Origin of the sequence: Shewanella khirikhana, from assembly GCF_003957745.1 — a bacterium.
Lineage (GTDB): Bacteria > Pseudomonadota > Gammaproteobacteria > Enterobacterales > Shewanellaceae > Shewanella > Shewanella khirikhana.
In genome coordinates this window covers 3,243,410-3,267,801 of the sequence record NZ_CP020373.1, presented here as the reverse complement: position 1 = coordinate 3,267,801, position 24,392 = coordinate 3,243,410, and the positions used below count along the sequence as shown (strand labels likewise).

The 24,392-nt window shown below is 54.6% G+C and carries 23 protein-coding genes; 15 read left to right on the top strand and 8 right to left on the bottom strand.

What is annotated here, in order from left to right:
- Positions 1 to 47 precede the first annotated feature (47 nt).
- Together STH12_RS14265 and STH12_RS14260 are read right to left on the bottom strand one after the other, a co-directional pair.
- Positions 48 to 542, bottom strand: coding sequence for a P-loop nucleotide/nucleoside kinase family protein (locus tag STH12_RS14265; RefSeq protein ID WP_126168155.1), 495 nt, complete (start codon positions 540 to 542; stop codon positions 48 to 50).
- Positions 543 to 615: 73 nt separating this feature from the next.
- Positions 616 to 2,253 (bottom strand): sensor domain-containing diguanylate cyclase, encoded by a 1,638-nt coding sequence (locus STH12_RS14260; protein WP_237158873.1) that lies wholly within the window; start codon positions 2,251 to 2,253, stop codon positions 616 to 618.
- A gap of 225 nt (positions 2,254 to 2,478) precedes the next feature.
- On the opposite strand from STH12_RS14260, the gene STH12_RS14255 reads away from it, so the two are divergent.
- Positions 2,479 to 3,153: a nitroreductase family protein gene (locus STH12_RS14255; protein WP_126168153.1), complete on the top strand. Its 675-nt coding sequence runs from the start codon at positions 2,479 to 2,481 to the stop codon at positions 3,151 to 3,153.
- 111 nt (positions 3,154 to 3,264) lie between these two features.
- On the opposite strand, the gene STH12_RS14250 is transcribed toward STH12_RS14255, so the two are convergent.
- Positions 3,265 to 3,939: a Fe2+-dependent dioxygenase gene (locus STH12_RS14250; RefSeq protein ID WP_126169539.1), complete on the bottom strand. Its 675-nt coding sequence runs from the start codon at positions 3,937 to 3,939 to the stop codon at positions 3,265 to 3,267.
- Positions 3,940 to 4,012: 73 nt separating this feature from the next.
- Entirely contained in the window at positions 4,013 to 6,232 is a 2,220-nt protein-coding gene (locus STH12_RS14245) for a TonB-dependent receptor (protein ID WP_126168152.1), read from the bottom strand.
- A 137-nt stretch (positions 6,233 to 6,369) separates the two neighbouring features.
- On the opposite strand from STH12_RS14245, the gene STH12_RS14240 reads away from it, so the two are divergent.
- From STH12_RS14240 to STH12_RS14180, 13 genes are all read left to right on the top strand, one after another.
- Positions 6,370 to 7,191, top strand: a complete 822-nt coding sequence (locus tag STH12_RS14240) for a DUF3450 family protein (protein WP_126168151.1) — start codon at positions 6,370 to 6,372, stop codon at positions 7,189 to 7,191.
- Complete coding sequence (locus STH12_RS14235; protein ID WP_164551216.1) at positions 7,184 to 8,563, top strand: MotA/TolQ/ExbB proton channel family protein; 1,380 nt, start codon at positions 7,184 to 7,186, stop codon at positions 8,561 to 8,563. Before STH12_RS14240 ends, STH12_RS14235 begins: the two co-directional genes overlap by 8 nt.
- On the top strand, positions 8,560 to 8,943 hold the full coding sequence (locus STH12_RS14230) for a MotA/TolQ/ExbB proton channel family protein (RefSeq protein WP_126168149.1): 384 nt from the start codon (positions 8,560 to 8,562) through the stop codon (positions 8,941 to 8,943). Before STH12_RS14235 ends, STH12_RS14230 begins: the two co-directional genes overlap by 4 nt.
- On the top strand, positions 8,915 to 9,319 hold the full coding sequence (locus STH12_RS14225; RefSeq protein WP_126168148.1) for an ExbD/TolR family protein: 405 nt from the start codon (positions 8,915 to 8,917) through the stop codon (positions 9,317 to 9,319). Before STH12_RS14230 ends, STH12_RS14225 begins: the two co-directional genes overlap by 29 nt.
- Before the next feature lie 9 nt (positions 9,320 to 9,328).
- Entirely contained in the window at positions 9,329 to 9,961 is a 633-nt protein-coding gene (locus tag STH12_RS14220; protein WP_126168147.1) for an energy transducer TonB, read from the top strand.
- A complete protein-coding gene (locus STH12_RS14215; RefSeq protein WP_126168146.1) occupies positions 9,958 to 11,310 on the top strand; it encodes a tetratricopeptide repeat protein in 1,353 nt (450 codons plus the stop codon). The genes STH12_RS14220 and STH12_RS14215 overlap by 4 nt, the downstream gene beginning before the upstream one ends.
- A 2-nt stretch (positions 11,311 to 11,312) precedes the next feature.
- Positions 11,313 to 12,452, top strand: coding sequence for an alpha-hydroxy acid oxidase (locus STH12_RS14210; protein ID WP_237158630.1), 1,140 nt, complete (start codon positions 11,313 to 11,315; stop codon positions 12,450 to 12,452).
- 77 nt (positions 12,453 to 12,529) lie between these two features.
- Positions 12,530 to 13,714 (top strand): endonuclease/exonuclease/phosphatase family protein, encoded by a 1,185-nt coding sequence (locus tag STH12_RS14205; RefSeq protein ID WP_126168145.1) that lies wholly within the window; start codon positions 12,530 to 12,532, stop codon positions 13,712 to 13,714.
- A gap of 204 nt (positions 13,715 to 13,918) precedes the next feature.
- Positions 13,919 to 15,109, top strand: a complete 1,191-nt coding sequence (locus tag STH12_RS14200; protein WP_126168144.1) for a class I SAM-dependent rRNA methyltransferase — start codon at positions 13,919 to 13,921, stop codon at positions 15,107 to 15,109.
- 329 nt (positions 15,110 to 15,438) lie between these two features.
- Complete coding sequence (locus STH12_RS14195; protein ID WP_126168143.1) at positions 15,439 to 15,621, top strand: hypothetical protein; 183 nt, start codon at positions 15,439 to 15,441, stop codon at positions 15,619 to 15,621.
- 611 nt (positions 15,622 to 16,232) lie between these two features.
- On the top strand, positions 16,233 to 17,054 hold the full coding sequence (locus tag STH12_RS14190) for a LytTR family DNA-binding domain-containing protein (protein ID WP_126168142.1): 822 nt from the start codon (positions 16,233 to 16,235) through the stop codon (positions 17,052 to 17,054).
- Between the two features lie 86 nt (positions 17,055 to 17,140).
- Positions 17,141 to 17,731: a cytochrome b gene (locus STH12_RS14185; protein ID WP_126169537.1), complete on the top strand. Its 591-nt coding sequence runs from the start codon at positions 17,141 to 17,143 to the stop codon at positions 17,729 to 17,731.
- A complete protein-coding gene (locus STH12_RS14180; protein WP_218567751.1) occupies positions 17,728 to 18,357 on the top strand; it encodes a dioxygenase family protein in 630 nt (209 codons plus the stop codon). Before STH12_RS14185 ends, STH12_RS14180 begins: the two co-directional genes overlap by 4 nt.
- 665 nt (positions 18,358 to 19,022) lie before the next feature.
- Here STH12_RS14180 and STH12_RS14175 read toward each other — a convergent pair.
- The 3 genes from STH12_RS14175 to STH12_RS14165 form a co-directional block, all read right to left on the bottom strand.
- On the bottom strand, positions 19,023 to 19,742 hold the full coding sequence (locus tag STH12_RS14175; protein ID WP_126168141.1) for an RloB family protein: 720 nt from the start codon (positions 19,740 to 19,742) through the stop codon (positions 19,023 to 19,025).
- Entirely contained in the window at positions 19,742 to 21,001 is a 1,260-nt protein-coding gene (locus STH12_RS14170) for an AAA family ATPase (RefSeq protein WP_126168140.1), read from the bottom strand. Before STH12_RS14170 ends, STH12_RS14175 begins: the two co-directional genes overlap by 1 nt.
- 459 nt (positions 21,002 to 21,460) lie before the next feature.
- Complete coding sequence (locus tag STH12_RS14165; protein WP_126168139.1) at positions 21,461 to 21,778, bottom strand: DUF3144 domain-containing protein; 318 nt, start codon at positions 21,776 to 21,778, stop codon at positions 21,461 to 21,463.
- Positions 21,779 to 22,099: 321 nt separating this feature from the next.
- On the opposite strand from STH12_RS14165, the gene STH12_RS14160 reads away from it, so the two are divergent.
- On the top strand, positions 22,100 to 23,017 hold the full coding sequence (locus tag STH12_RS14160; RefSeq protein ID WP_126168138.1) for an alpha/beta hydrolase: 918 nt from the start codon (positions 22,100 to 22,102) through the stop codon (positions 23,015 to 23,017).
- Between the two features lie 13 nt (positions 23,018 to 23,030).
- Here the strand turns inward: STH12_RS14160 and STH12_RS14155 are convergent, their stop codons facing one another.
- Positions 23,031 to 24,392 (bottom strand): leucine-rich repeat-containing protein kinase family protein, encoded by a 1,362-nt coding sequence (locus STH12_RS14155; protein ID WP_218567750.1) that lies wholly within the window; start codon positions 24,390 to 24,392, stop codon positions 23,031 to 23,033.

Here is a 24,392-nt window from a genome sequence, read left to right as displayed (position 1 = left end):
CTGATTGAGCCTTATCCCTGAGTCGTTTTGCCTGAAACTTAATCAGCTTACTCCCTGAACCCGATATGTAAAACCTTAAGCTGCTCGTTTTCACCGGGCGGTTCAAAGAACTGACTGACATGATAAAACACGGCCTCGGTGTCAAAGCTGGCGCGGTGGGGCTGTTCCTGCCTGCGCTTGGCGATATTGGCCAGACAGCTTTGGTCGCTGTGGTCGAGGTAAATCAACTGATGCTCGGCGCCGATTTCTTCGCACAGTGCGACAAACCAGCTGCGTTGCCTGATCGTATTGCCGGGGAAGTCCATCACCACAGGAGTGCCGCTTTGCAGCAGTTGCTGCACGTGGGCTTTGATAAAGGGTTTTATCTGGCTTGAAAACCGCAGGTAGTCGTCAAATGTGTGGATTTGATTGGGGTAGTGTGCCGCCAGCCAATCGTCTTCGCTGATACACACTGCCCGGTGACGCGCCGCCACTTCCCTGGCCATGGTTGATTTGCCCGCTCCCATTTTGCCGCAGAAAAAGAACAGCTTACCCAAATCCATTGTGGTTTCCTTATGCCGAAATAGGTGTGGAAGGTGTGCTTATGCCCGAACTCGTTGGCAACGGATGGCTTTATCAGGCGAATTTAATGCGATTGCCGCCGGCCGCTTTAGCGCTGTACATGGCCTCATCGGCGCGGCGCAGTATGTCTTCGTATTCGCTGAAACCCTGATCCAGACACACGCCAATACTGGCACTGACCCTGAGCTTATCAGAAATGCCCGGGAACTTAAGTCCGGCAATATTGGCCCTGAGACGCTCGGCGATGGCGTTGATTTCCGCCTCGCTGGCGCTTGGCAGATAGACCACGAATTCCTCGCCGCCCCAGCGGCCGCAGAAGTCACGGTTGCGAATCGAGTGGCGAACCGTGCGGGCAATGGCCATCAGCACCTTGTCACCCGCATCGTGGCCCAGGGTGTCGTTGATGTTCTTGAACTTATCTATATCCACCATCAGCAGTGCGCGGCAACGGTTCAGGGCGTTGTTGTCCCAGTTGCTTTGCAAGCGGTTGGTAAAGGCGCGGCGGTTGTCGATGCCGGTGAGGGGGTCGGTCGAGGCCAGTTGCTGCGCCAGCACCCGTGCTTTTTCGGCGCGGCGGAACTTGGCAGCCAGTGCCAGCGCCAGCAGCACAGCATCGATAAACATACCGATTTCGGCGGCGCGGTAAGTCCATTGATTGAAGGGAATATCGCCTTCCACGGCCAGAGCCGTGGTGCCCATGCCTATCATGGTGGACAGTGACGCCAGCAGGAACAGCTTGGCGGTGGGCATGCCGGAGCGCCAGGCCAAAATGCCCAGTATGGGCATCAGCACAGTGAATACGTACACCAGATCGAACGCCAGGATCAGTGCCAGTTCCCGATCGTCAATGCCAAAGGAGACCGCTTGCAGCACTATCATCAGCAGCGCCAGTCCAATCACTATCTTGCTTAGATGGGGTCGCAGTTTGTCGATACCCAAAAAGCGCAGCGCAAACATCAACCCGCTGACGCAGTAGAGGGTCATCAGCAGCGGATTGGACCACTGGCGCCAATGAGCCATTCCGCTCCAGGCCCAGGCAGTGCCATGGCCGCTGTAGCTGAAGTTAAGCACTAAAAATGTCATTAAAAACAGCGAGTAGTACAAGTAGCTGCGGCTGCCTATACCTAAATAAAGCAGGAAGTTATAACCCAGCAGGGCGAAGATGCCGCCATAAAGGAAGCCATAGGTGTAGGCCTCGATGCGTTCGCGTTTTTGGGTTTCGTACAAAGAGGAGAGAAATACCGGCAGTACTCTGGGATCTGGGCCGCCAACCCTGACAAGCAACAGGTGGGTACCGGGCGTCAGGGTGAGTGGCACGCTGAAAAAGCGATCGCCCTTGCCGGACTCCAGGGTGTCGCCGCCTCGCCAGTAGAAGCGGTTGCCGTCGGGGCGGATCTGGGTCAGTCGAATATCATCCTGCCAGCCATTGGCGAGCTGGAACACCCGCACTGTGTCGGCAGCGCTGTCATTGTCGACCTCAAGCGCCAGCCAAAGTGGCCTGGCACCTATGCCGAGGCTGGGTATGCCTTTGCCATGGGGGCTGAACTTTCCGTCGGCAAACGCCTGCTGCGCCATCGTGGGCGTTAGGGGGCTCTGATGTTCGCTTAGCTGCATCCATTCCCGTGTCAGGGGGCCGTCGGGCAGATCGGCCAACTTGATAGGCTGGGCACTGGCAAGCAGAGAACAGAGCATCAGGATCAAAAATAAGAACCCTTGGCGCGCTATCATCTTCCATTTCAGGGCTGGTCGCTATTATGTTAAGCATAGTAATGATTTAAAAAGCATTTGTATATTTATACCTTGGTTTGTACGGTAAAGGTTTTACTGAAGCCGCTGCTGCTTCCTGCTAAGGTGCCAAAACAGCACCCAAAGCAGGACAGGTGTGCCATATAACAACAATCACAGGACAGGACTCCAATGACAGAAGTACATCACCCGCTGAGCGATTTTATTGAATATCCCCAGGACGAGATGCGCCGCCGCGCCGAGGATAACCTCGCCAATCTGCGCCGCCGGCATTCCATTCGGATGTTTTCAGACCGTCCGGTGCCCCAGGACATAATCGAAAGTTGCATTATGGCGGCCGCTTCCGCCCCCAGCGGTGCCAATCATCAGCCCTGGCATTTTGTGGCTATCTCAAGCCCTGAGGTCAAGGCGGCCATTCGCCGCGAGGCCGAGGCCCTGGAGCAAAGTTTTTACGCCGGTCGTGCCGGTCAGGAATGGCTGGATGCCTTAAAACCGCTGGGCACAGATGCCAATAAGGCCTATTTGGAAACCGCGCCCTGGCTGATTGCGGTATTCAGTCAAAAGCGTGGCGGCGTGGAAGAAAGTGATAATAAAACCAATTATTACGTACATGAGTCCGTGGGCATTGCCACCGGCTTTTTAATTCAGGCGCTGCACACAGCGGGCCTTGGCACCCTGACCCATACCCCCAAGCCAATGAGCTTTTTGAGCAAGATTTGTGGCCGCGATAATGATGTTGACCGCCCCTATATGCTGATTGTGGCGGGCTATCCGGCTGATGGCGCCACCATTCCCGACCATGCGCTGAAAAAGAAGTCCCTGGATCAGGTGGCGTCTTTTATCTGAGCTGCGCCTGATGTGAGCCTTACCTGAGGTAAATACTGGCTGTAAATACTGATAAAAAAGCCCGGCATTGCCGGGCTTTGTTGCACTGTTTTGCGAATTTAAATGGCCTACTCAGGTTTCGCTCCATTGCCGCAGCAGGTTGTGATACACGCCGGTGAGCCGCACCAGTTCAGGCTCGGCGGCATCCTTGTTGGTCAGTGCCTGAATCGCCATGTCCAGATCGTACAAAAGCCTGCGCTGCTCGTCGCTGCGGATGAGGCTTTGCAGCCAGAAGAAGGCGGCCAGTCTGGCGCCTTTGGTCACAGGCGTCACCCGGTGCAGGCTGGTGGAGGGATAGACCACCATATCGCCGGCGGCAAACTTCACCTTCTGCTCGCCGTAAGTGTCCTGAATAATCAGCTCGCCGCCTTCGTAACTGTCCGGCTCGCTTAAAAACAGCGTCATGGACACATCGGTACGGATTTTTACCCCGCCCACCCGCCGAATGGCGTTGTCCACGTGGTCGCCGAAACTGCCGCCGCCCCGGTAGCAGTTGAACATGGGCGGGAAAATCTTGTTCGGCAGGGTGGCGGCCAAAAACTGCTGATTGTCGCCAAGGCGCGCCAGAATAAAATTCCCCAGCTGCTGTGCCAGCTCGCCATCCATGGGCAGTTGCAGATTGTGTTTGCACTGCACCGCCTGATGGCCGGCAGTGAGTTTGCCATCGTCCCAATTGGCGGCCTCGAGCATGGCGCGGCATTCCTGTACCTGCGCGGGGGAAAGAACAGCGGGGATTTTAACCAGCATCATGGCTCCTGAGTTTGGCTGAGCGAAAGGCGAAAAGGGGCACCTGAGTGCCCCGCAAGGGTGAAAGACCGAGTTAGAAGCTGTAGCGAACACCCAGCTTGATATTGCGGCCGGCGCCTGGGCGGAAGTGGCCACGGGCGCTGTAGTCGCTCACATACTCTTCGTCGGTGAGGTTATCGGCGTTCAGCTGAATCCGCAGTTGCTCGCTGATGTCGTAGCTTGCCATCAGGCTGACCAGGTACAAATCGCCGCTCTCATAGAAAGCGCGGTTTTGACGCCAGAACACATTGCCTGAGCTGTATTGCACGCCGCCGCCCAGGGTCAGGGCATCCAGGCCATAGGTCAGCCACACACTGGCGCTGTGCTCAGGGGCTGCGGTCAGGCCATTGCCCTGGGTGTCCGGGTTGAAGTCCTTGGTGACCTCGGTTTCCTGCCAGGTGTAACCGGCAATCAGGTTGAGATCGTCGCTGATGGCTCCGGTCAGGCCCAGTTCCAGCCCCTTGGCTTGCTGCTCACCGGCGAGGAACACATCGGCATTGTCGTCGGTGTCGGTTACTGTCTTCTGGGTCAGGAAGGCGGCGGCAGTCAGTTGCAGCTGGCTTTGCAGCAGATCCCATTTGGCGCCCAGCTCATAGTTGGTGGACTCCTGTGGGTCGAGGGCATTGTATTGGCTCAACTGATCTTCAGTGCGGCCGCTGAAGGCCATATTGCCACCGGCGGGGTCCTGGGCGTTGGCCACGGCCACATAGTAGTTGCTGTAGGCGTTGGGCTGATAAGACAGGCCCAGATTCCAGCTGAAGAAGTCGCCGTCGCTGCGAACATCTTCCACAAACTTACCGCCACGCAGGTAAGTTGAGCCTTTGGCGCTGTAATCTTCCCAGCGAATGCCCGCATCCACTTGCCAGTGTTCACCCAGGCTCAGGGTATCCAGGGCGTAGATGGCCGCGCCAGAGCCTGTGACTTCGGCGGGCTTGCCCACACGCACCAGCTCACCGCTGAAGGACTGATAAGGGTCTGGCTTATCCAGGCTCAGGTAGGGCGTGGTCAGTACCCGGTTGTCCTGCAGCTGATACTTTTCCTGGGTCTCGCGATACAGCTCAACCCCGGTCACAAGCTGGTGGCCAATGCCGCCGGTGCTGAAGTTGCTCTGCAGATCCCACTGGGTCACCGCCAGACGGTTTTCCTGATCGATATTCTGCACATAGCTTACATCGACCAGATCTTCATAGGTGCGCACGCCGGTAGCGGCGTTGCGGCTATTTTTGAAGATAGGACGGGCGAGGGTGGACTGCTTGCTGTTGTTGCCAAAGCGGGTCTGACCTATCAGGCGCACGCTGTCGCTGAACTCGTGGTCGAACACCACGGTTGCCATCAACATATCCAGTTTTTCAAAGTCGCGGCTGGCAACGCCGTAGTAGTTGCTCCAGTACTGGCTGTCGATGGGGCCGGCGGGGCGGCCAATTTGTGGGGCGGCGTCTTCATTCACCCAGGGCAGGCCCAGCATAGGGCGGTTGTCCTGCTCCATGTAAAACAGATCCAGCCCAAGGCGGGTTCGCTCGGCCAGGTTGAAGCTGACCGATGGCGCCACCCCCAGTGAGCGGTAGTTTTCGATGTTGTTGCCCAGGGTATCGCCGCCTTCGGTAAACAGCAGATTGATACGACCGGCGCCCACATCGGCGAACTGGGTATTGGCATCCAGAGTCAGGCGCAGGCGCTCGGCCTCATCGTAACTGGCATCCAGCACGGTAAATTCTGCCTCCTGCGCCCGCTTGGTCACCAAATTGATGGTGCCACCGGCTGAGCCCTTACCGCTGATGGTGCTGCCCGCACCCTTGGTCACTTCCAGTTGTTCGTAGTTGAACATATCGCGGGAATAACCGGCGATATCGCGGATGCCGTCGACGTAAATATCGTTGTTGGCGCTGAAGCCGCGGATGGTGATCTTGTCGTTGGTGGTGATATTGCCGCCACCGCCTTCACCTGCGCCAAAGGTCGATACGCCACTGACGTTGCGAAGGGCATCATTCAGGCTGGTTACGCCTTGATCTTTAAGCACATCACCTGTGATCACATTGATGGTGCGCGGGGTTTCCAAAAGCGGCGTGGTGTACTTGGGAGAAGAGGCCTTTTCCGCCTTATAGCTTTGCTGCTGGGCTTCTTTTACCTCGGTGAGCTTAAGTTCGCGCGGGGCATCGGCGGCCACAGCGCCAAAGCTGGCCGCAGCCATACCAATAGCGACGGCGCGGGCAAGGCGGCTTCGGGAAAAGGGGGCGTGAATGTGCTTGGGATCCATTGTGCATATCTCCGTGAGTCCCGGTTAGGGGATCTTGTTCTATTAGTTGAAGCTTAAACGAGGTTGCGGATCGTAATGAAAATAATTATCATCTGCAACATGTAATTGATGCAGATCACAGCTAATCAGGTAACTAATTGAACATTAAGAAATTGGCGGCTTTACCACTGGCCTTGGGGCTGTGGCTAAGCCCAAGCGTTCAGGCCAATTCTGTGGTGACACAGGTCGATAACGAGATGGCCCAGTGGCTGGATTTAGAGCGTCAGCGCTCGGCATTGGCACTGGATTGGCAGCAAAGCAAACCCTTGCTTGAGCAGCGACTTGGGCTGATGAAAGCCGAGAAACAACAGCTCGAAGCCCTGCTGGCAAATCAGCAGGCAGCCAGCAGCGAAGCCGAGGCCGATCGGCTCAAGCTCACCCGTGAGCAATCGGGCTTCGAAGCCGCCCAGCAGCAGCTTGAGCAGTGGCTCGAGATTGAATTGGTGCGCGCCCGTGCCCTGTTGTCGCAGTTGCCGCCGCCACTGGCGCGCCAGTGGCAGGGCTTGCTGGAGGAGGCCGCCCAGAGCAAGCAGGCCAATATCCGTCTGGAAAAACTGCTTGGTGCCTATGGCAAACTCAAGGAGTTCAATCGGCGTATTGCCACTTTTGAAGATGAAGTGATTGGCCCGGATGGCGCGCCGCTGCTGGTGCGCCAGTTGTATCTGGGGGCTGGTCAGGGCTGGTATCTGACATTGGATGGCGCCCGGGTTATGCAGGGGCGGGTGCATGAAGGCGAGTGGCGCTGGAGTGAGGCGGTGGATGTTACGGCCGCCCAGCTCGAACGCATCTTTGCCATGGCGGCCTTCGAGCGTGAAGCAAAGCTTGAGCGCCTGCCACTTCAGCCACTGCCTGAGTTGCCAGTTCCTGCTGCGGCTTCTGTTTCGGCAGCCGCGCCAGACGGGGGGCAGGGCGATGAATAAGGTCAGCTTCAAGTTTATGCCTGCTAATTCAAGACGCTTAAAGCCAGGGCTCATGTCGGCGTTGGCACTGGTGGCGCTGAGTGCTTTCTCTACGCCTCAGGCTCAGGCCGTCGATATCAAGGCCAGCAAGGCCAAACTCGAGCAGCTTGAGCGTGAGCAGCTTAAAGAGCGTCAGGCGTTGCAGTCGAGCCTCAATGCGCTGGAGCGGGAGCTGATAAGCCTTCGCCGTGAGGCCAGTGATGTGCGTCGCGCCGCCGATGAAAGCAGTTTAAGTTTGGATGCCCTGAAAAAGCGCACCCGCGAGTGGCGCTCCCAGGCAGACTATCAGCGCGCCGCCATCGGCCGTTTTATGGAGAGCTCATCTTCCAGAGCTCCGAGCACAGACAGCATCAGCCCAGCTAACATCAGTTCAGACAAGCTCAGCTCAGACAAGCTCAGCCCAGATAACATCAACTTAGATAAGCTAAGCCCGGCAAATCTTAAGGTGCTGTCGAAAGAGCTTGCCGCCATCTTGCCCGAAAGTGCCGCCTGGCAAACCAAAGCCCTCGCCATGGATGATGGTCGTATCAAGACTTTGCCTGTGCTCACAGTGGGGCCTGTGAGTTGGTACCTCGATGGCGACGCGGCGGGTTTTGTCAGCCAAACAGATAGCGGCCTCAGGGTGGGGATTAGCCTCGCCGCCGATGGCCTTGCCGCGCTGAAACAGGGCGAGCCCGGCAGTATCGAATTTGACCCAACTCTGGAGCGGGCCATGGCACGGGCCAAAGAGCGGGAGTCTGTGCCCGAACACGTGGAAAAGGGTGGCCTCTGGGCCGTGCCCATTCTGGCCTTCGGCGCCTTTGCCCTGGTGATTTCGCTGTTTAAGGGCGTGCAGCTGATGCGCCTGCCCCAGGTGCAGCCGTTACTGGCCGAGCGTATGGGCAGCGATGGCCGCCTGCTGGCGGTTGATGGCATTGAAGGTATGCAGGCCGAGCTGATGGATGTCACCCTCGCAAGCGCCCATGGCCGAAGCCGTGACGATAAGCTGTTTGCCCTGCTGCTGGCCCAAAAACAGAAGCTTGAATACTTTGTCGGCGCTGTGGCCATCACGGCCGCCGTATCGCCGCTGCTGGGGCTTTTGGGTACCGTCAGCGGCATGATTGAAACCTTCAAACTGATGACCCTGTTTGGCGCGGGCGATCCCCAGGCCGTGTCCGGTGGCATCTCAGAAGCGCTGGTGACTACTGAGCTTGGCCTTATAGTGGCGATTCCGGCGCTGCTGGCCCATGCGCTGCTGTCCCGCCGGGTGAAAACCTACTACGGCCAGCTGGAAAGCTGCGCCATTCACTTAAGCCAACTCGATCCCAAGCCCCGGGAGGGCGCCGCATCATGAATACCGAAAACCTGATTGTCTGGTGTTTGCTGGCCCTTGGTCTGTGGACCTATCAACGTCTGCTTGTACAGATAATGCGCCTTAAAAGCGGTGAAAGCGGCTGCGATGGCAACTGGTGTGAAACGCTGGAGCGACTGGTGGCGGCCCTGCCACTGCTGGGGCTCTTGGGCACTATTGTGGGGCTGCTGGATACCTTTGCTGCCATGGCAAGGGGCGAGGGGCTCGCCGGTGGCATGGCCTCGGGTATCGCCGATGCGCTCTGGACCACCCAGCTTGGGCTGGTGCTGGCGGTGCCGGGTTGGCTGATGCTGGCCTACCTCAAACGCTTGTGTCTGAACCGGGAGCTTTACCATGCGCGCCAATCTTCAGCAGCGGCTTGAGCAGCAACATCAGCAGCATATCGACCTGTCGCCATTGCTGGATGTGGTGTTTATCCTGCTGATTTTCTTCATCGTTACCACGGTATTTGTGAAGGAAACCGGGGTCGAAGTCGACAAGCCCCAGGCACTGTCGGCGGCCAAGCTGGAGCGTAACCTTATCCTGCTGGCCATTACCGCAGGCGGCGAAGTGGTGTACGACGGCAACAATATCGGCACCGGCGGCGTGCGTGGCACCGTGGCGCAGCTGATGGCGAGTCAGCCAAGGGCCGTGGTGATTCAGGCCGATAAGCAGGTACCCACCGAGCTGCTGGTGAAGGTGCTGGATGAGGCCAAGCTTGCCGGTGCCCAGCAGGTCAGCATTGCCACCCAGCCCTGAGGAGCGCTAATGAAAAAAGCAAAACAGCACCTGCTTGGCACCCTCGGCGCCATGGTGCTGATGGGGCTCGGGCTGTCGGTGCTTATTTTAGGGCAAAGGCTGGTGCCGGAGATGAATAACACCCTGATGGTGCGGGAAGTCACGACCGTGGCCTTGCCGCCGCCACCGCCTCCTCAAAGCGTGCCGCCGACACCGGTGGCCACGCCGCTGGCGGTGTCGGTGCAGGGGCAGGGCGCGGCGCTGGAGCTGAGTCTGGAGTTGCCCGAGCCTCAACCCATGTCGCTCACCGCCCCCGAGGTGCACATTGCCCTCAGCCAGGATTGGCAGGCGGATCTGTCGGTGGACTGGGAAGCCTTCGGCCTTGAAGAACTCGATGGCCTGCCGCAGCTGCTGACCCAGGTCAAAACCGCCTTCCCGGCGGCGCTGGCCCGCAAAGGGGTGAATAAGGCTGTAGTGCGGCTGGATGTGTTTATCGACGAGTCGGGTAAACCCACCCTGGTGGCTGTGGCCGACAACCCCCACCCGGAATTGCAGGATGCCATCAACAAACTGGTTAAGGGCTCACGTTTCAGCGCGCCAACCCGGGGCGGCGCCGCGGTAAAGGCGCGATTTATCTGGCCGGTGGAATTTAAAAAGTCATGAAAATCAAAAAAATACTTTCTTTTTTGCTGTGTGTGTCTCTGGCGACGGCCGTTCTATCTTCATGGGCGCAGGCAGCAGAAGCGCCGCTGGAGCGCGTCACTGTCAGCATCAACCCTCCGGCTGTGGTGTTCAGTCTGCAATCCGCGTTTGCCACAGAGCCAAGGCTTGCTCCAAGCGAGCAAGGGCTGGCAGAGCGGTTAAAGCCACTGCTGGCGGGGGCGCGCTGGAATGATGCCGCCACGCTGCTCTCAGGCGATCGCGCTGGCCGCAGCGCCGCACTGCTTTTGGTGGAAGGTCAGGTACTGCTGGCCCAAGGTCGCTATGGTGATGCACTGAAGGTGCTGGAGCTGGCGCTTAACGCCCAAAGCGATATGCCAAAGGCCCATCGCAGCGTGGCGCTGGCGGCACTTAAGGCCGGGCAAGCGGATGCCGCCCGCAAACATCTGGTGAAGGCCATTTCCCTGGGGGCGCAGGATGCCCAGCTCTTTGGTCAGCTTGCTTATTTGAATCTGTCTGCCGGGGCGCCCTTTGGTGCCATCAGCGGTTATCAGCAGGCGCTGCTTCTGGAGCCCGATGAACGCCAGTGGCAGGAAGGCTTGCTGCATGCGCTGATGAGCGCCCGCCAGAATGAGGCGGCGCTGGCGCTGGCAGAGGATCTGCTTATCAAGCGGCCGAAAGATCCTGAGCTTTGGCTGTTAAGGGCGCAGCTGGCGCTGCAAACCGATGATGAGCCTCAGGCGCTGGCGAGTCTGGAGCAGGCCATCGCCTTGGGCGAGAAGCGTGCCGACAACCTGATGCTCGCCGCCAGGGTGCATCTGCGTCAGGGCAGCAGTGAGCGCGGCGGTGAGCTGATTGGCCGGGCCCTCGGTGCCGGGGCGCGTTTTAAGAATGCATCTTCTGCCATCGACTGGTTAATCGCCCGCGGGGAATACAGGGCCGCCGAGCTGGCGTTAAAGAAGGCGCCAGCCAATTTGTCCGGCGCCGAGCAGGCAAAGCTGTTTGCCGCCCGTGGCGCCATTGCCAGGGCCAAGGGGAACGATACTGCGGCCAGAGAGCTTTTGGAAAAGGCGCTTAAGTCGGCACCGGACAACGGCGAGCTGCTCCTCGGGCTGGCCGAGCTTTACGCTGCCAAGGGCGAGGCTGCCCGGGCCGAACTGTATTTTGTGCGCGCCGCCGCCCTTAACGGCGTTCGTGAGCGCGCCCTGATTGGTCATGCTCAGCTTGCCATTGCCGCCGCCGATTGGCGCAAGGCGGCGGATTTGCTCGCACAGGCGCTGAAACAGAATCCGGCGCGGCGGGATCTGGTGGACAATCTGGCCCAGCTCGAGCGGCTGATGGCGAGGGGCTGACGATGGTTCAAGCAAGCACTGTAGATAACATGAATGCCAGCACAGCAAGGGTAGCCACCCAACCTTCGGGGCCTATTTTCAGCCTCGCAGATTATGAAAAGGCCTCCCGCCACATGATTGATGAGGGCGTTTGGCACTATATCCATGGTGGCGCCGGGGATGGCATCACCCTGGCGCGCAATCGAAGTGCCTTCGATGACATCAGGCTAATGCCCAGGGTGCTGGCAGCCGGGCTGCCGGATATGCGCTGCTCACTGCTGGAAAGTACCCTGGCGGCGCCCATATTACTGGCGCCACTGGCGCTGCAGAAGCTGGTGCACAGGGACGGCGAGCTGGCTTCAGTTGCCGCAGCCATGGCCCAGGACTGCGGCTTTGTGCTGTCGACCCTGACCAGCAGCCCCATGGCTACAGTAGCCCACAGCGCAGCGTCTGCAAGCACCAAAGGCGCGACTACGCCGCTGTGGTTTCAGTTGTATATACAGCCAGACTGGCAGGATACCTTAAGCCTTATCCGCCGCGCCGAGGACTTGGGCTTTGGCGCTCTGGTCATTACTGTGGATGCGCCCATTACCGGGCTCAGACTCGCCGAACTGAGGGCCGGATTCTCTGTGCCTGAGCATATTCAGCCGGTGGAGCTTGCCGGTATGAAGGCGGCGCCGACTTCACTTGAGGACTTGCTGGCTGCGGCGCCAGGCTGGCACAGCATTGAGGCGGTGTGCGCCGCTACCCGCTTGCCTGTAATGCTTAAGGGCGTGCTGAGCCCGGAAGATGCGCTAAAGGCCAAGGCACTCGGCATTGCCGGAGTGATAGTGTCCAACCATGGCGGCCGGGTGCTCGATGGTGTGCCCGGGACTATCGAGTGCCTCCCTGCGGTGCGCGCCGCCGTGGGGCCCGAGATGACAGTGCTGCTCGATGGCGGCGTTCGCCGTGGCAGCGATATCGCCAAGGCGCTGTGCCTCGGCGCCGATGCGGTGCTGATTGGCAGGCCGCTGATGCAGGCGCTCGCCTGTGAAGGTGCGCTCGGGGTGGCGCGAATGCTTAAGATCCTTAAAGACGAGCTTGCCATGGTGATGGCGCTGCTGGGGGCCAAACGCATTAAAGATCTGAACCGTCATTGTTTATGGAAGCAAAGCTGCTGCTAAAGAAAACTGCGGATATTGCCCCCGAAGGCCGCTGACGCTAGGCTTAGCCTTATCAATAACCTAGCCTGGATATCCGCTTGCCCAAAGCGATAAAAGCCAACTCAGCCGCCAAGCTCGCAGGCAAGTCTGTCAAGGTGGCCGGGGACAATCATCAAGCCTCTGTACCTAAGCTCGCCAGGGTGGATATTGCCACCCTGAACCTGTTTAACTTTCTCGCGCCCCCCGCAGCCGCCTACGAGTTCGATCGCATCTACAGCAACGAGCAGTGGCAGAAGAAATGCAACTGGCTGCGCCACTGCGTGTCTTCCCTTGAGGCCGATATCATCGGCTTTCAGGAGGTGTTCAGCGTGGACGCACTGCGGGAGTTAATGGCTGAGCTGGGTTATCCCCACTTTGCCGTAGTAGATACTCCAAGCTGTGAAGACTATGTTTGCCGCGCCCCTGTGGTCGCCATCGCCAGCCGCTTACCACTGGCAGAAGTGGTGGCGGTTGAGCCTGACTCCAAGGCGGTTGCTGCCATGGGCCTTGGCGATGATTTTCGCTTTGGCCGCAGGGTGCTCAGGGCCACCGTCAGCCTCAATGAATGGGGCATGCTGGATATCTATGTGCTGCACTTTAAATCTCCAAGGCCACTCTTTGAGCCCGAGGCCCTAAGTGAAATGAGCGCCGCGCCGAGGCTGCTCGCTCACCGGGCGCTTGGCAGCTTTGCCAGCCGTGCCCGCCGCGGCTTCGAGGCCATGCTCTTGTATCAGGCGCTATTGCAAAGGCGGGATGAAACCGCCAACCCCATGCTTGTTATGGGCGACTTTAACGGCGGTTTGGATGCCGCCGAGTTTGGCGGCTTTTGGCTGGAGGCCGATGCCATTCACGGTAACGATCGCAAAGAGGCGGGGTTCGGCGCCCTGAGCGACGATGCCTTTAGCCGCGCCATTGGCCACTTTGCCCTCAAGGATGCCTCTGTGCTGTTTCTGGAAAGCCAGCTGTTTGACCGGCTGTTGTTTGAAAGGCAGGGCGGCAGGCACGAGTCTGAGCCGCTGGAAGCTCTTAGCTGGGCGCGGCGCCCGACTCACTATCTTGGCTCCCGTGGCAGCCTGCTTGACCATATCCTGCTGAGTCAGGACTTCGATGGCGCACTGGCCCCCGCCCGAGGCCGGGTGTGCCACTTCTCGGTATTCGATGAGCACCTTCGAACCCCTGTGTATGAGCGCGACAGTGAAAGCTCGGATCATGCGGCCTTGGTGGTTGGGCTGGAGTTGCTATAGCCTGCACGCTGTCTGGAGAACGCTCCTGGTGGGCGAGCCTGGTCATCGAGCAGGAGTTTTTTAAAGGAATGCCTGCCAAGGCCGCCTTAACAGGGTAAAATAGCGCCCATTCACGGCAGCGGCCGCTTTGGCAACTTTGATTACTTGCTAATGGGGCCGCAGCCCATCTGTAACACGCCGCCTTGGCGTTATCGAGACATCTTCATGAGCATTCGCATCAAACTCAAGCCGGGACGGGAAAAGTCCCTCGACCGTCGTCACCCCTGGGTGTTTTCCAGCGGCGTCCACAACATCAAGGGCAAGCCCCTGCGCGGCGAAACCGTGGATGTAGTGGCCCATGATGGCCGCTGGCTTGGCCGCGGTGCCTGGTCAGATGCCTCGCAAATTCAGGTGCGTGTGTGGACTTTTGATAAAGAAGAAGCCATCGACCGCGACTTTTTCGCCAGCCGTATCGCCCGCGCCCAGGCTGGCCGCGAGGAGCTTATCCGCGAAAAGGGCCTCACAGGTTATCGCTTGGTAGGCGCCGAGTCCGACGGTTTGCCCGGCATTACCATCGACCGCTACGCCAATGTGCTTGTGTGCCAGCTGCTGTCGGCCGGTGCCGATTACTGGCGCGATACCCTGGTGTCTGTGCTGGCCGAGCAGTTCCCTAATTGCGCCATCTATGAGCGCTCCGATGTGGACTCCCGCAAGAAAGAAGGCCTGCCGCTGGTAACAGGTTTGCTCCACGGCGAGCTGCCAGCCATGCCACTGATTATTGAAGAAAACGGCATCAAGATTGCCGTCGATGTAGAAAAGGGTCACAAGACTGGCTTTTACCTCGACCAGCGCGACAACCGCGCCATGGCAGCCCGCTTCGTGGCAGGTAAGTCGGTGCTCAACTGCTTCTGCTACACAGGCACCTTTGGTCTTTATGCCGCCAAGGCCGGTGCCGCCAGCATAGAAAACGTGGACGTATCCACGTTGGCGCTGGACACAGCCCGTCACAACATGGCCATCAATGGCCTGAACGATGACCATGTGACCTACAGCGAGGCAGATGTATTCAAGTTGTTGCGCCAGTACCGCGACGAAGGCAAAACCTTCGATGTGATAGTGCTCGACCCGCCCAAGTTTGCCGACAACAAGGCCCAGCTCAATGGTGCCTGTCGTGGCTACAAGGACATCAACATGATTGCCATGCAGCTGCTTAAGCCCGGTGGCACCCTGCTGACCTTCTCCTGCTCCGGCCTGATGCCTGCAGATCTGTTTCAGAAAATCGTCGCCGATGCCGCCCTGGATGCCGGCCGCGATGCTCAGTTTATCGAGCGCCTGAGCCAGGCCTCGGACCACCCGATCGGTGCCGCCTTCCCGGAAGGCTTCTACCTCAAGGGATTGGTTGCCCGAGTTTGGTAATGTTGTGGTAATGGCGGGGTGATGGGTAAGAGGCTGGTCAGCCATCAGCAATTGAAAGCTGCCACTGCCAGTTAAGATGCTTATCGCCTGACCAAGCCCGCACTCCAGAGCGGGCTTTTTTGTGGCTACATATGGACGGTGAACGGTAAAACCATGGATGACACGTCACAAAATATGGTGTAGTTATAGACCCTTAGTGGATTTTAAGCCGACGGCTTATCAGTGAAAACGGCATTAGTAAAAAACGGCATTGCCGCCGGTGGTTTTATCCATCTCGGACTTAATTTTTAGGAGAATACTAAATGGATTTAGGGAGTCCTTTAACGGGAATGATTACTGCACTACTGACACTCTCAATCCCACTGATGATGGTCATTCTGGCCATTATCTTGGTGGCGTCCAGCAAGCGCATCGCCAAGGCGCAGGAACAGATGGCACAAACCCAGGCTGAAATCGCCAAACAGCTGGCAAGCCTGGCCATAGAGCTGAGAAACAGCAGCAAAGGCAACTAGGTTAGAGCCCTTAATACCTAAGTGTTTTAGCCAGCAAGGCCTGTTCTTGATGGACAGGCCTTTTTGTTAGGTCAGTGAATTGTCTGCAGCAACCGCCAGCTGAATTAGTCGCCAAGCTGAGCTTGGCGAAGATCGCGGCTAAATACATCCTTGTCCAACAGCCAGTTCGCCATCCATGGCTCGCGCTCGAAAACTTATCGCTGTGCGACACTCGCCCAACCCACACTTGGGGAAAGGGCGAAAGCGAGCCAGCAAGGCAAGCGATAGAAAAGTGTCTATCGCTTAGCTTGAGCCGGAGGGCCTCTGGCCCACCACGCGGAGGCAGTTCAGGCGCAATCTGCGAGCTAGGTGTTATGCCTGCACTCACTCTTTGCTTTCCCATCAATACCGAGGACCATCTCGTTCAATCTTCCTGACAGGGGCTGGCATTTAACTTGACGCTATGTGGTGGTATCTTTCGTGAACAATGGTGTCTGCTTATGTGGTCATTAAACCAGTGGTAGCCAAAAGGAAAACTTCACTTTGCTGCTGCGAACAATCCTGAGTTCAGGACGAGTAAAGTGTCTGCTGGCCGGGAACGCCAGCCTTAGTCGCGGGACAAGACTATAACGATGAGTATTGGGCAGCATTTTAGATCTCTGTTAGAACATCGGCTGTGGCGGTTATCTGTAATCGTCTGTGCTCTGATCGTCGCTCTGGCGATTTTCCAGGATTACTTGCATGCAACCCGCAATGGCTCTTCCTTCTTTATTTTGGAGTCCTTGCTGTTCAAAGTATTCTGGATGCTGTTTCCTCCCATGCTGTTGGCGTTAAAGGTTGAGCTGCAAAAGAGGCCTGCAAATACCTTAGTGAAAATGTCTCTGAAGGTCATAGTCGCAACTGCTATACATTTGATTTTGATGGCGCTGACTGTATGGATCTTATCATCCATATTTCGCGAGCAGAATTATGGGTTCTTTAAGGTATTGAGTTTCAGTCTCGCGAATGATCTTGTTGTCGCAATCTTAACCTACAGCTTATTTGTATGGTTATTTAATTACTTTGAATTACAGAGGAAACAACAGTCTGTTGTCAATGAGCCATCTTTATCCCCTGAATACCTCGTAATTCAATCCGGCAAGTTGAATGTCAAGCTTAGTCTGGACGACATTGTTTCGATTAAATCGGCGACGCCCTATGTCACCGTATATACGGAGAACAAGGATTACCTGTATACAGATACCTTGAAGTCAATAGTGAATAAATTGGATGATCGGTTTGTCAGAGTGCACAGGTCGAGCATTGTCAATATAGATAAAGTGCTTATGTATAAATCGAGGCTGAATGGTGACTATGACCTCTTTCTTAAAGATGGGTCTGAAACCAGACTAAGCAGAAACTATGTCAGCGAATTTAAAGTCAGGTTTGAGTCATCTCCTCAGGTTAATCCGTAAACTCATCGTCTTAAACCATTGAGCCTTGACCGACAAGGGCTTGGGCGGGATTTTGGGGCTATACCAACTTCGAGTCCCATAACGTGATGCAGATTAAAAATACCGACAAGTCCTATGGCACAATCGCCAAGTGGTTGCATTGGGGTACAGCGATATTGCTGCTGATCTCCTACTCATCTATTTACTATCGAAACTGGCTTGCAGAAAGTGATCCTGAGAAATGGGCGGCTAATCAAATTCACTTTTCTGTGGGCATCACCATATTGGTTGTAGTCACTTTGCGAATAATCTGGCGTCTGTTAAATCCTTTGCCAACTAATGAGTCTCGCAGCCTAATAGAAAATATAGCCGCGCGTATTATGCATTTTGTTTTGTACATATCCATAGTGGTTATGCCGGTTACCGGATATTTGTCGATTGCTAGTTACTTGTCGAGTGGCAGAGGTGTTATCGAGTATTTCTTTCTGTTTGATATGGACGTTTTTAAAAATGTCGAGGCTTTTAATTTGTTTGGTATAACGCTGGAGCAGTTGGGAGACCCTGCAGAGCATATTCATTACGTTTTGGGTGAGTGGGTTTTGTGGATATTAATTGTGGGTCATATTTTGGCTGCCTTATATCATCACTTTATCAGAAGGGACAGGACTTTGTATAAAATGACATTTGACAAGAAATGAATTATTCCAATCAAGAGGTTATTATGGCTAACATTAAGTTACTGGCTGGTGTTTTGTTATTTTGGGGCGGGAATATCGCTGCACAGGAGCCTGTTCCGGTTATTGGTGGTCCGTGTCAGGGATGTGAGTTGGTTTTTGTAGATATGCCAGCGTCGCTGACAAGCAGCGGGCGAATAGCGCCTGTGGGGGAGCAGGGCAGCTTACTTGTCGTTCGTGGTTCAGTACACAGCGCTGATGGCAGCCAGGCCCAGGGTATCATAGTGTACGCCTATCAAACTGATGCCAGAGGCGCTTACCCCAAAGGCTCGACTCAGCACGGTGGCCTGAGGGGCTGGGCGCAAACCGACGCAAATGGACGTTATCAGCTCGAGACTATACGCCCAGCTGCTTACGTAGGGCGAGATATTCCGCAGCACATCCACATGCATGTTATAGAGCCTAATAAAGGGACTTATTATATTGACGACATTACTTTTGATGATGACCCTTTGCTAACGACAGAAAAAAGAGACAAAAAGCTTTGTCGCGGCGGCTGTGGCATCAGTCATCCACAGCGTGATGAGCAGGGCGTTTGGCATGTTCGCCGCGATATTACCCTGGGGAAAAATATACCGGATTATCGATAGTGTGAATGAGATAAAAGAGTGAGGATACCCACACCCGGCTAAAAGGGGATCTACAGCGATCCCCTTTTACTCTTTTATAAAACAAGTCCCGCCACCCCAACGGTGCCGAAGGCCCTTCAGGTTTATGGAATTGGGCTTGCTACTGGTTCGGATCCCCGAGTTTATATCCCTATATATTCACTCCGGCCCGGCGTTCCGTGCCTCGCGCTGGTAAACTAATCGCTTCGCGATACTTGCCCTATCTCGGCTACGCGCCCAATCCCAACACCTTCAGCGGCACCAAACGTGGACAAGCTCAGGCGCAATCTGCGAGCTAAGTGTTATGCCTGTCCCACTCTTTGAGATAGATGCCAAGCGCTGCTTGGCGAAAGTCGTGGGTTTCCAACCCACACCCGGGGAAAGGGGGCAGTATCGACTTGCCCCCTTGTCCAATCCCCCAGCGCCCCCCGACGAAGCCGAGCACTTTGGCCTTATGGGCTGAAAACGGCCACCGTGACCGACTCGCTCCCAGCTCGATGCTCACTGCCTCGGCATCCATGCCTCGGCTCAGCCGTTTCGAACAGCCCAACAGCCAAAGCGGCTTCGATGGGGGATGGTGTATCCTTCAGCAAAAGTGTTGTGGCTGTCCTGACACTACGGGGACAAATTCAGGTGCAATCTGCGAGCTAAGTGTTATGCCTGTCCTCACTCTTTGTTTTTGGTTTTTTTTTGGATTCATGCTGTTCAATTATATATTCTATCATTTTATCAATATCAGTCCTTGGAGATTCAGTTCCGTTTTTTTTGCAGTAATCTTTTAGTTTCTTAGAGTTTTCTATCGCTTTCGTCATGAGTTGAAATGTATCATGAAAAGCTTTTGTATAACCTTTTTGGTACTGTGGTAGTAGCATCCTCAAATCATCAACAACAATATTGGCTGCTGATTTTTTACCAGATTTTTCATATAACTTGGACGTATATCTGAAGTGAATTATTAGCCATATTTCAAAGCAAGGGTCACTGGGTATCGCATCGAATATCGGTTTCTTTAGTTTTTTATTGATGGCTTCAATTTTTTGCTTAGCTTCAAAGAATGTGCTGTGAGTATCTCTATCAAAGACACAAAATACCTTGTCAAAGTCTGGTCTGTATGACCTCTTTTCGTCAGTGAATCGACTATTTGCATGTTCAACTATACTGATTGGAGACTGTCCTAATCCTACTATTGACACATTAGCGGTCGATAACTTGAAATGTTTAATTACATCCTTCAAGTAATGGTATCCAGATACAGTATCTTCGCAGACAATTAGGAACTTTTCATATGGTTCTTTTTTGGCTGATGCTCTTTTTGTCTGAGTCTTTTGTTTTTCTTTTAACTTACGAAAACGATCATCTGAGCCCATTAGCAATCTTCCCAAAAAATGAATGGTAGTGCACCGTAAGAGCCAGACAAATATCTTTCTTCTAAATTTTCAAAGCCTTTCCTTGGTTTGAAGTTACTCAGCGAATATAGCTCACTTTCGTTGCCATTTTTTTGCATGAACCAAATTTGATCTCGTCTAAAGACATCTTGTTTTAAAATGGATGTCTCATGCGTGGTAAAGATAAGTTGTGCATTGTTTTTATTGCTTTTTTTGCAGTGAAATAACTTCACCATATGCTTGACCAATAGCGGGTGAAGATTTGAGTTTAATTCATCAACGAATAGAACTTTCCCTGTATTTAAGGCATCCAGCCATGGCCCGGAGAATGAAAAAAATCTCTTAGTTCCATCTGACTCATCATCTAATTCAAATTCGATACTTTCACCATCATCATCAACACGCAAAAACTTGGCTTCTACAATAGTTTCACCTTTCATCTTGGCGATGATACTTTTCTTAACTTCCTCAGGAACTTCGTCTGGGATAATGCTCTCATCAAATTCACTTTTTTCGATTACGATATCATCAATAACAATATCAACATCTCTTAGGAGTTTGATAATACTTTCCTTATGTTCTTTATCATCACATTGTACCGTCGAGAATCCACTACTCCATCCATGAATTCCTGCGATAGCTAATTCAGATGTAAACCATTCAAAAACTGGTCTCAATTGCTCGCTATTAAGTTGAACAGCTGTGGAAAGAAATAGTGAGTTTTTCTTTGTGGAATTGATCCAAGTCTGCTTTTCCCCGACCAAATTACGTCCAAGATCCCAATGATACTCTTTACCGTCTAAGACTCGTAGAAACCATTTCTGTGCCTTTTTCTTAGGATACGCAAATAACCACTCGCCAACAATTTGGTCTTTATTGTAAGAAAATCCATAAAGATATCTTGTGTTGTCAGCGATAAACTCAATTTCAAATTCAGTTTCGGCGTTTCTATATTCTTTTGATAATCGATACGGATCGTATGGTAATTGCTCCTCAACTTGCCATTTAGCAGAGTCTTTAATGATAGTTTTCATAGTGGACAATGCGGTAATTAAATTTGATTTACCGCTTGCATTTGCCCCATAGATTGCAGTTGTGTTGAGGAGTTTCTGGGAGTCGAATGAACTTGTCCAAGTAAAGAGATTGGAGTCTTTCATCTCAGAGTAGGCCTCAGCTCTCATATCTAGCGTTTGCCGACCCTTGATCGATCCAAAATTCGAGGTAGTAAATTTTACTAGCATCTAACAATCCTGTTTTGACATGCCGTTTAGATTCCTTATTTACATTCAAAAATGCGCAATGTCCAATTTTTTGGCAAAAAATGACGTATTTGTGTCACTTTCTGTGTGTTTGTGGGTGGGGGTGAGGACACTCTCAAGTCTTACATCAAACATAGTGCCCAAAGGTTTCACTTCTATATCCCCCTTCGAAGCCGTTGAAGGTGTTGGAATTGGGCGCGTAGCCGAGACAGGGCTGTCGAGGCTGGTTCGGTCGAACATGGATGTGAGTCCGAAGCAGTAGCAAGACCAATTCCATAAACCTGAAGGGCTCTCGGCTTCGTAAGGGGCGGCGCGGGAGATCCAAGAGGGGATCGCTGTAGTTCCCCTTTTGGCCGGGTGTGGGTCGGAGACCCACGACCTACCGTCGCTTGCAAAGCGACATAGAGTTAACAGCCAGAGCAGGCTGGGGCATCAGCCTCCCTACTTCTGGGTGGAACGGTAGTGGTCAAAATTCTCAATATAATCATCAAGATTTGCATCGAGCATCTCTTTATAGCGCTCCATGTAGTAATCCAGCATTTCCTGCTTCTTGGCCTGCATCTGCTCTTTGGTTTCAAAACTGGTGGAGCCAAACCAGGCGTTGTAGCGGGCGACGGCCCACATGAAAGAGGCGCTGATCTCGCCGGTTTTAATCGTCGGGTCCTGGTTTTGCTGGTTGGCAAGCTTAATCATGGCGGTGGCGCGATCGTAAAAGGCATTTTGACTATCGGTTGCGGTCGCAGACTCTTTTTCAGACATGTGAACAGTTCCTGTTGTTGGGGGGCGGTCGCCAAGGGTGGCGCTCGCGCCATAATGCGTTGTCCTTACCCTAAGGCATTTGCCCGTTAAGGGACAGCCTACTGAATCACAGAATTGGTTGATATCAGACGAAATTGCTGCGCCGCATCCCATTACTCGAACTGCTTGTTGGTGGCAGGCCTTCTGGTATTGAGAGCGGCAGGCGTTCAGGCATGAAATCAGCTCAAACAATCCCCTTTGAATCACAAATAAATACTGTATGTATATACATGTATTTGGGTTGGTATATCATGTTGCCCATGAAAGACTGAGGGGGTAGAGATGAGTATTGGTTTAGAGGCTGGCATCAAAGAGCTGGTTGCGGAATTTCAGGCAAATGGCTGCCCATGTGCTTCCATGCAAACGATTGCTGAGCGAAGAGCTGGCTACCTGTCCAGCACAGTACTGGCGGGTGAAAGCCCCGTTATGGCCAGCGAGTTTGTCGACGAGATTAATGGCGTTGTGGTGAAGGTGTATAAACCCTCTGCCGAGCCTGGTTTGGCCGTGACAGTGTACTTCCATGGCGGCTGCTTTATCAGCGGCGGCTTTGCGACCCACGAAGCCCAGTTACGACAAATTGCTCAGCAATCCAATACCATAGTGATATGCATTCAGTACCGTTTGGCTCCGGAGTTTGAGTATCCGGCCGCCCATGATGATGTGTTTCAGGCGGTGCTTGGCATTAAAAACCATGCCCATAAGTACGGTGGCAATACCCGGAAAATGGTGTTTGTGGGTGACAGCGCCGGGGCGCAGCTGGCGCTTGCCACGGCCCTTAGACTAAAGCAACAGGCGTGGATGCCCTCACAGCTGGTGCTTATCTACCCTATGCTCGATCCCTTCGGCAGATCGGCCAGTTATAGGGAAAATGGCACCGACTATATCATCACCGCCAACATGCTGTTGTCTGGCTTCAGGCTGTATGCAGGCAGTGAGCAGCAATTGGCGTCGGCGGCGGAGCTTAACTTGCTGGGCGCCGATTTCTGCGGGCTGCCCGCCACTTCTATTATCACGGCTGAATTTGACCCGTTACGGGATGAAGGTGAGCAGCTCTACCTGACCCTGATTTCCCATGGCGTGGATGCCAGCTGCGAACGTTATCCCGGCGTTATTCATGGCTTCTTTCAGTTGTCGGCCATCAGCGAGTCTGCCAGACGCTGTATCACAAGCATTTCGGCACAAATTCGCAGGCTAAGCTGAAGTGTGCCCGGATTTAGCTTAAATGTAGCTGCTCGCTGATGTGGCTAAAATCAGGCCGCTGGCCGACGGATGGCATGAGGCACAGCTCGCGCAGGGCAATCAGGGCGTCGTTGCTTTTTGGCCCTTGGCTGTCGCTATTGGCCGCAGGGCTGTCGCTTTTGGCCTTGGGGCTATTGCTGTCAGCCGCAGGACTGTCGCTGTCAGTCTCTGGGCTTATGCGGCCTAGCATCTCATCCAGCCAGTAGCCGAAGGCGCGCACTTCAAGCTTTTTAAAGCCATCGGCCTGATGGGCGGGTAAGGATTCGAGCGCCGTCGCCGCGCCAAAATCACCGAGGTACAGCATGGATGCCTCATTCACCAGCATATTGTGGGAATAGAGGTCGCCGTGGCAGATGTGCTCGCCGTGCAGGTGCGCCATGGCTGAGCTTACCTGGCGGGCGAGGGTGATGATTTGCGCGCGGCTTAATGTCAGCTCTGGCTTATAGGTATCGCGGGTAATAGTGGCAAAAGACGGCGGCATACCCAGCGACTGGAAAGTGTTGGGGATAAGCTGCATCACCATGGCGGGCAGCTCAAGGCCACTGATATTGGCCACAATCGGAATCAGGTTTGGGTGCAGCCCTGCGTTGAGGGCGTTATTGAGCTCATCCTTGGGGCAGCCATCGCTGGTCAGCCAGCCTTTAAACTTTTTCAGCGCCACAGGCTGGGTGCCGTCTTTGTGATGGGCAAGGTAAATGGTGCCTGAGGCACCTGTGCCAAGCTCGGCGTCCAGCAGGTAGTTGGCTATGTCTTCTGTGGGTATGCTGCTGTGATTGCTCACCGGCGTGGTCGGGTTGGCGCCAAGGGCGAGCCAGGCAAGTTTTGGCAGCTCAAACAGCCAGTCGGGGAAGGCTTCAAAACGGTTCAGCGACAGTCGCGCCAGCCCAAGCTCGCGGCAATGCGCCATCGAATCTGGCAGCGCTGACAGTTGATTGCCGGACAGCGCGAGCTTTTTAAGCCTGCGGTAGCGGCCAAAATCCTCTGGCAGCTGCGAAAGCTTATTGTCGGTTAAAATCAGCCACTCAAGCCCTTCGGGCAGGCTTCCTTCGGCAAACCTGGTCAGCTGATTGCCTCTGAAACTCACCATGGTGAGGCTTTGGCAGCTTGCCAGAACTTCAGGGATATGCTCGAACTGGTTATTGGTTAAAAACAGCCTCTTGAGCGCAACAAAGCGGCCAAAGTCAGCGGGCAGGCTTGAGAGCTTATTGTCCGATAAGTCAAGATGCTCAAGCGTGTCGGCATGCTGATACAGCTCGGCCGGAAACTCGGTCAGCCCCTCGGCAAGTTTGATGCGGGTGACAGGTGCCAGGCTTGTTTCTGCTGTGCTTGATGGCAA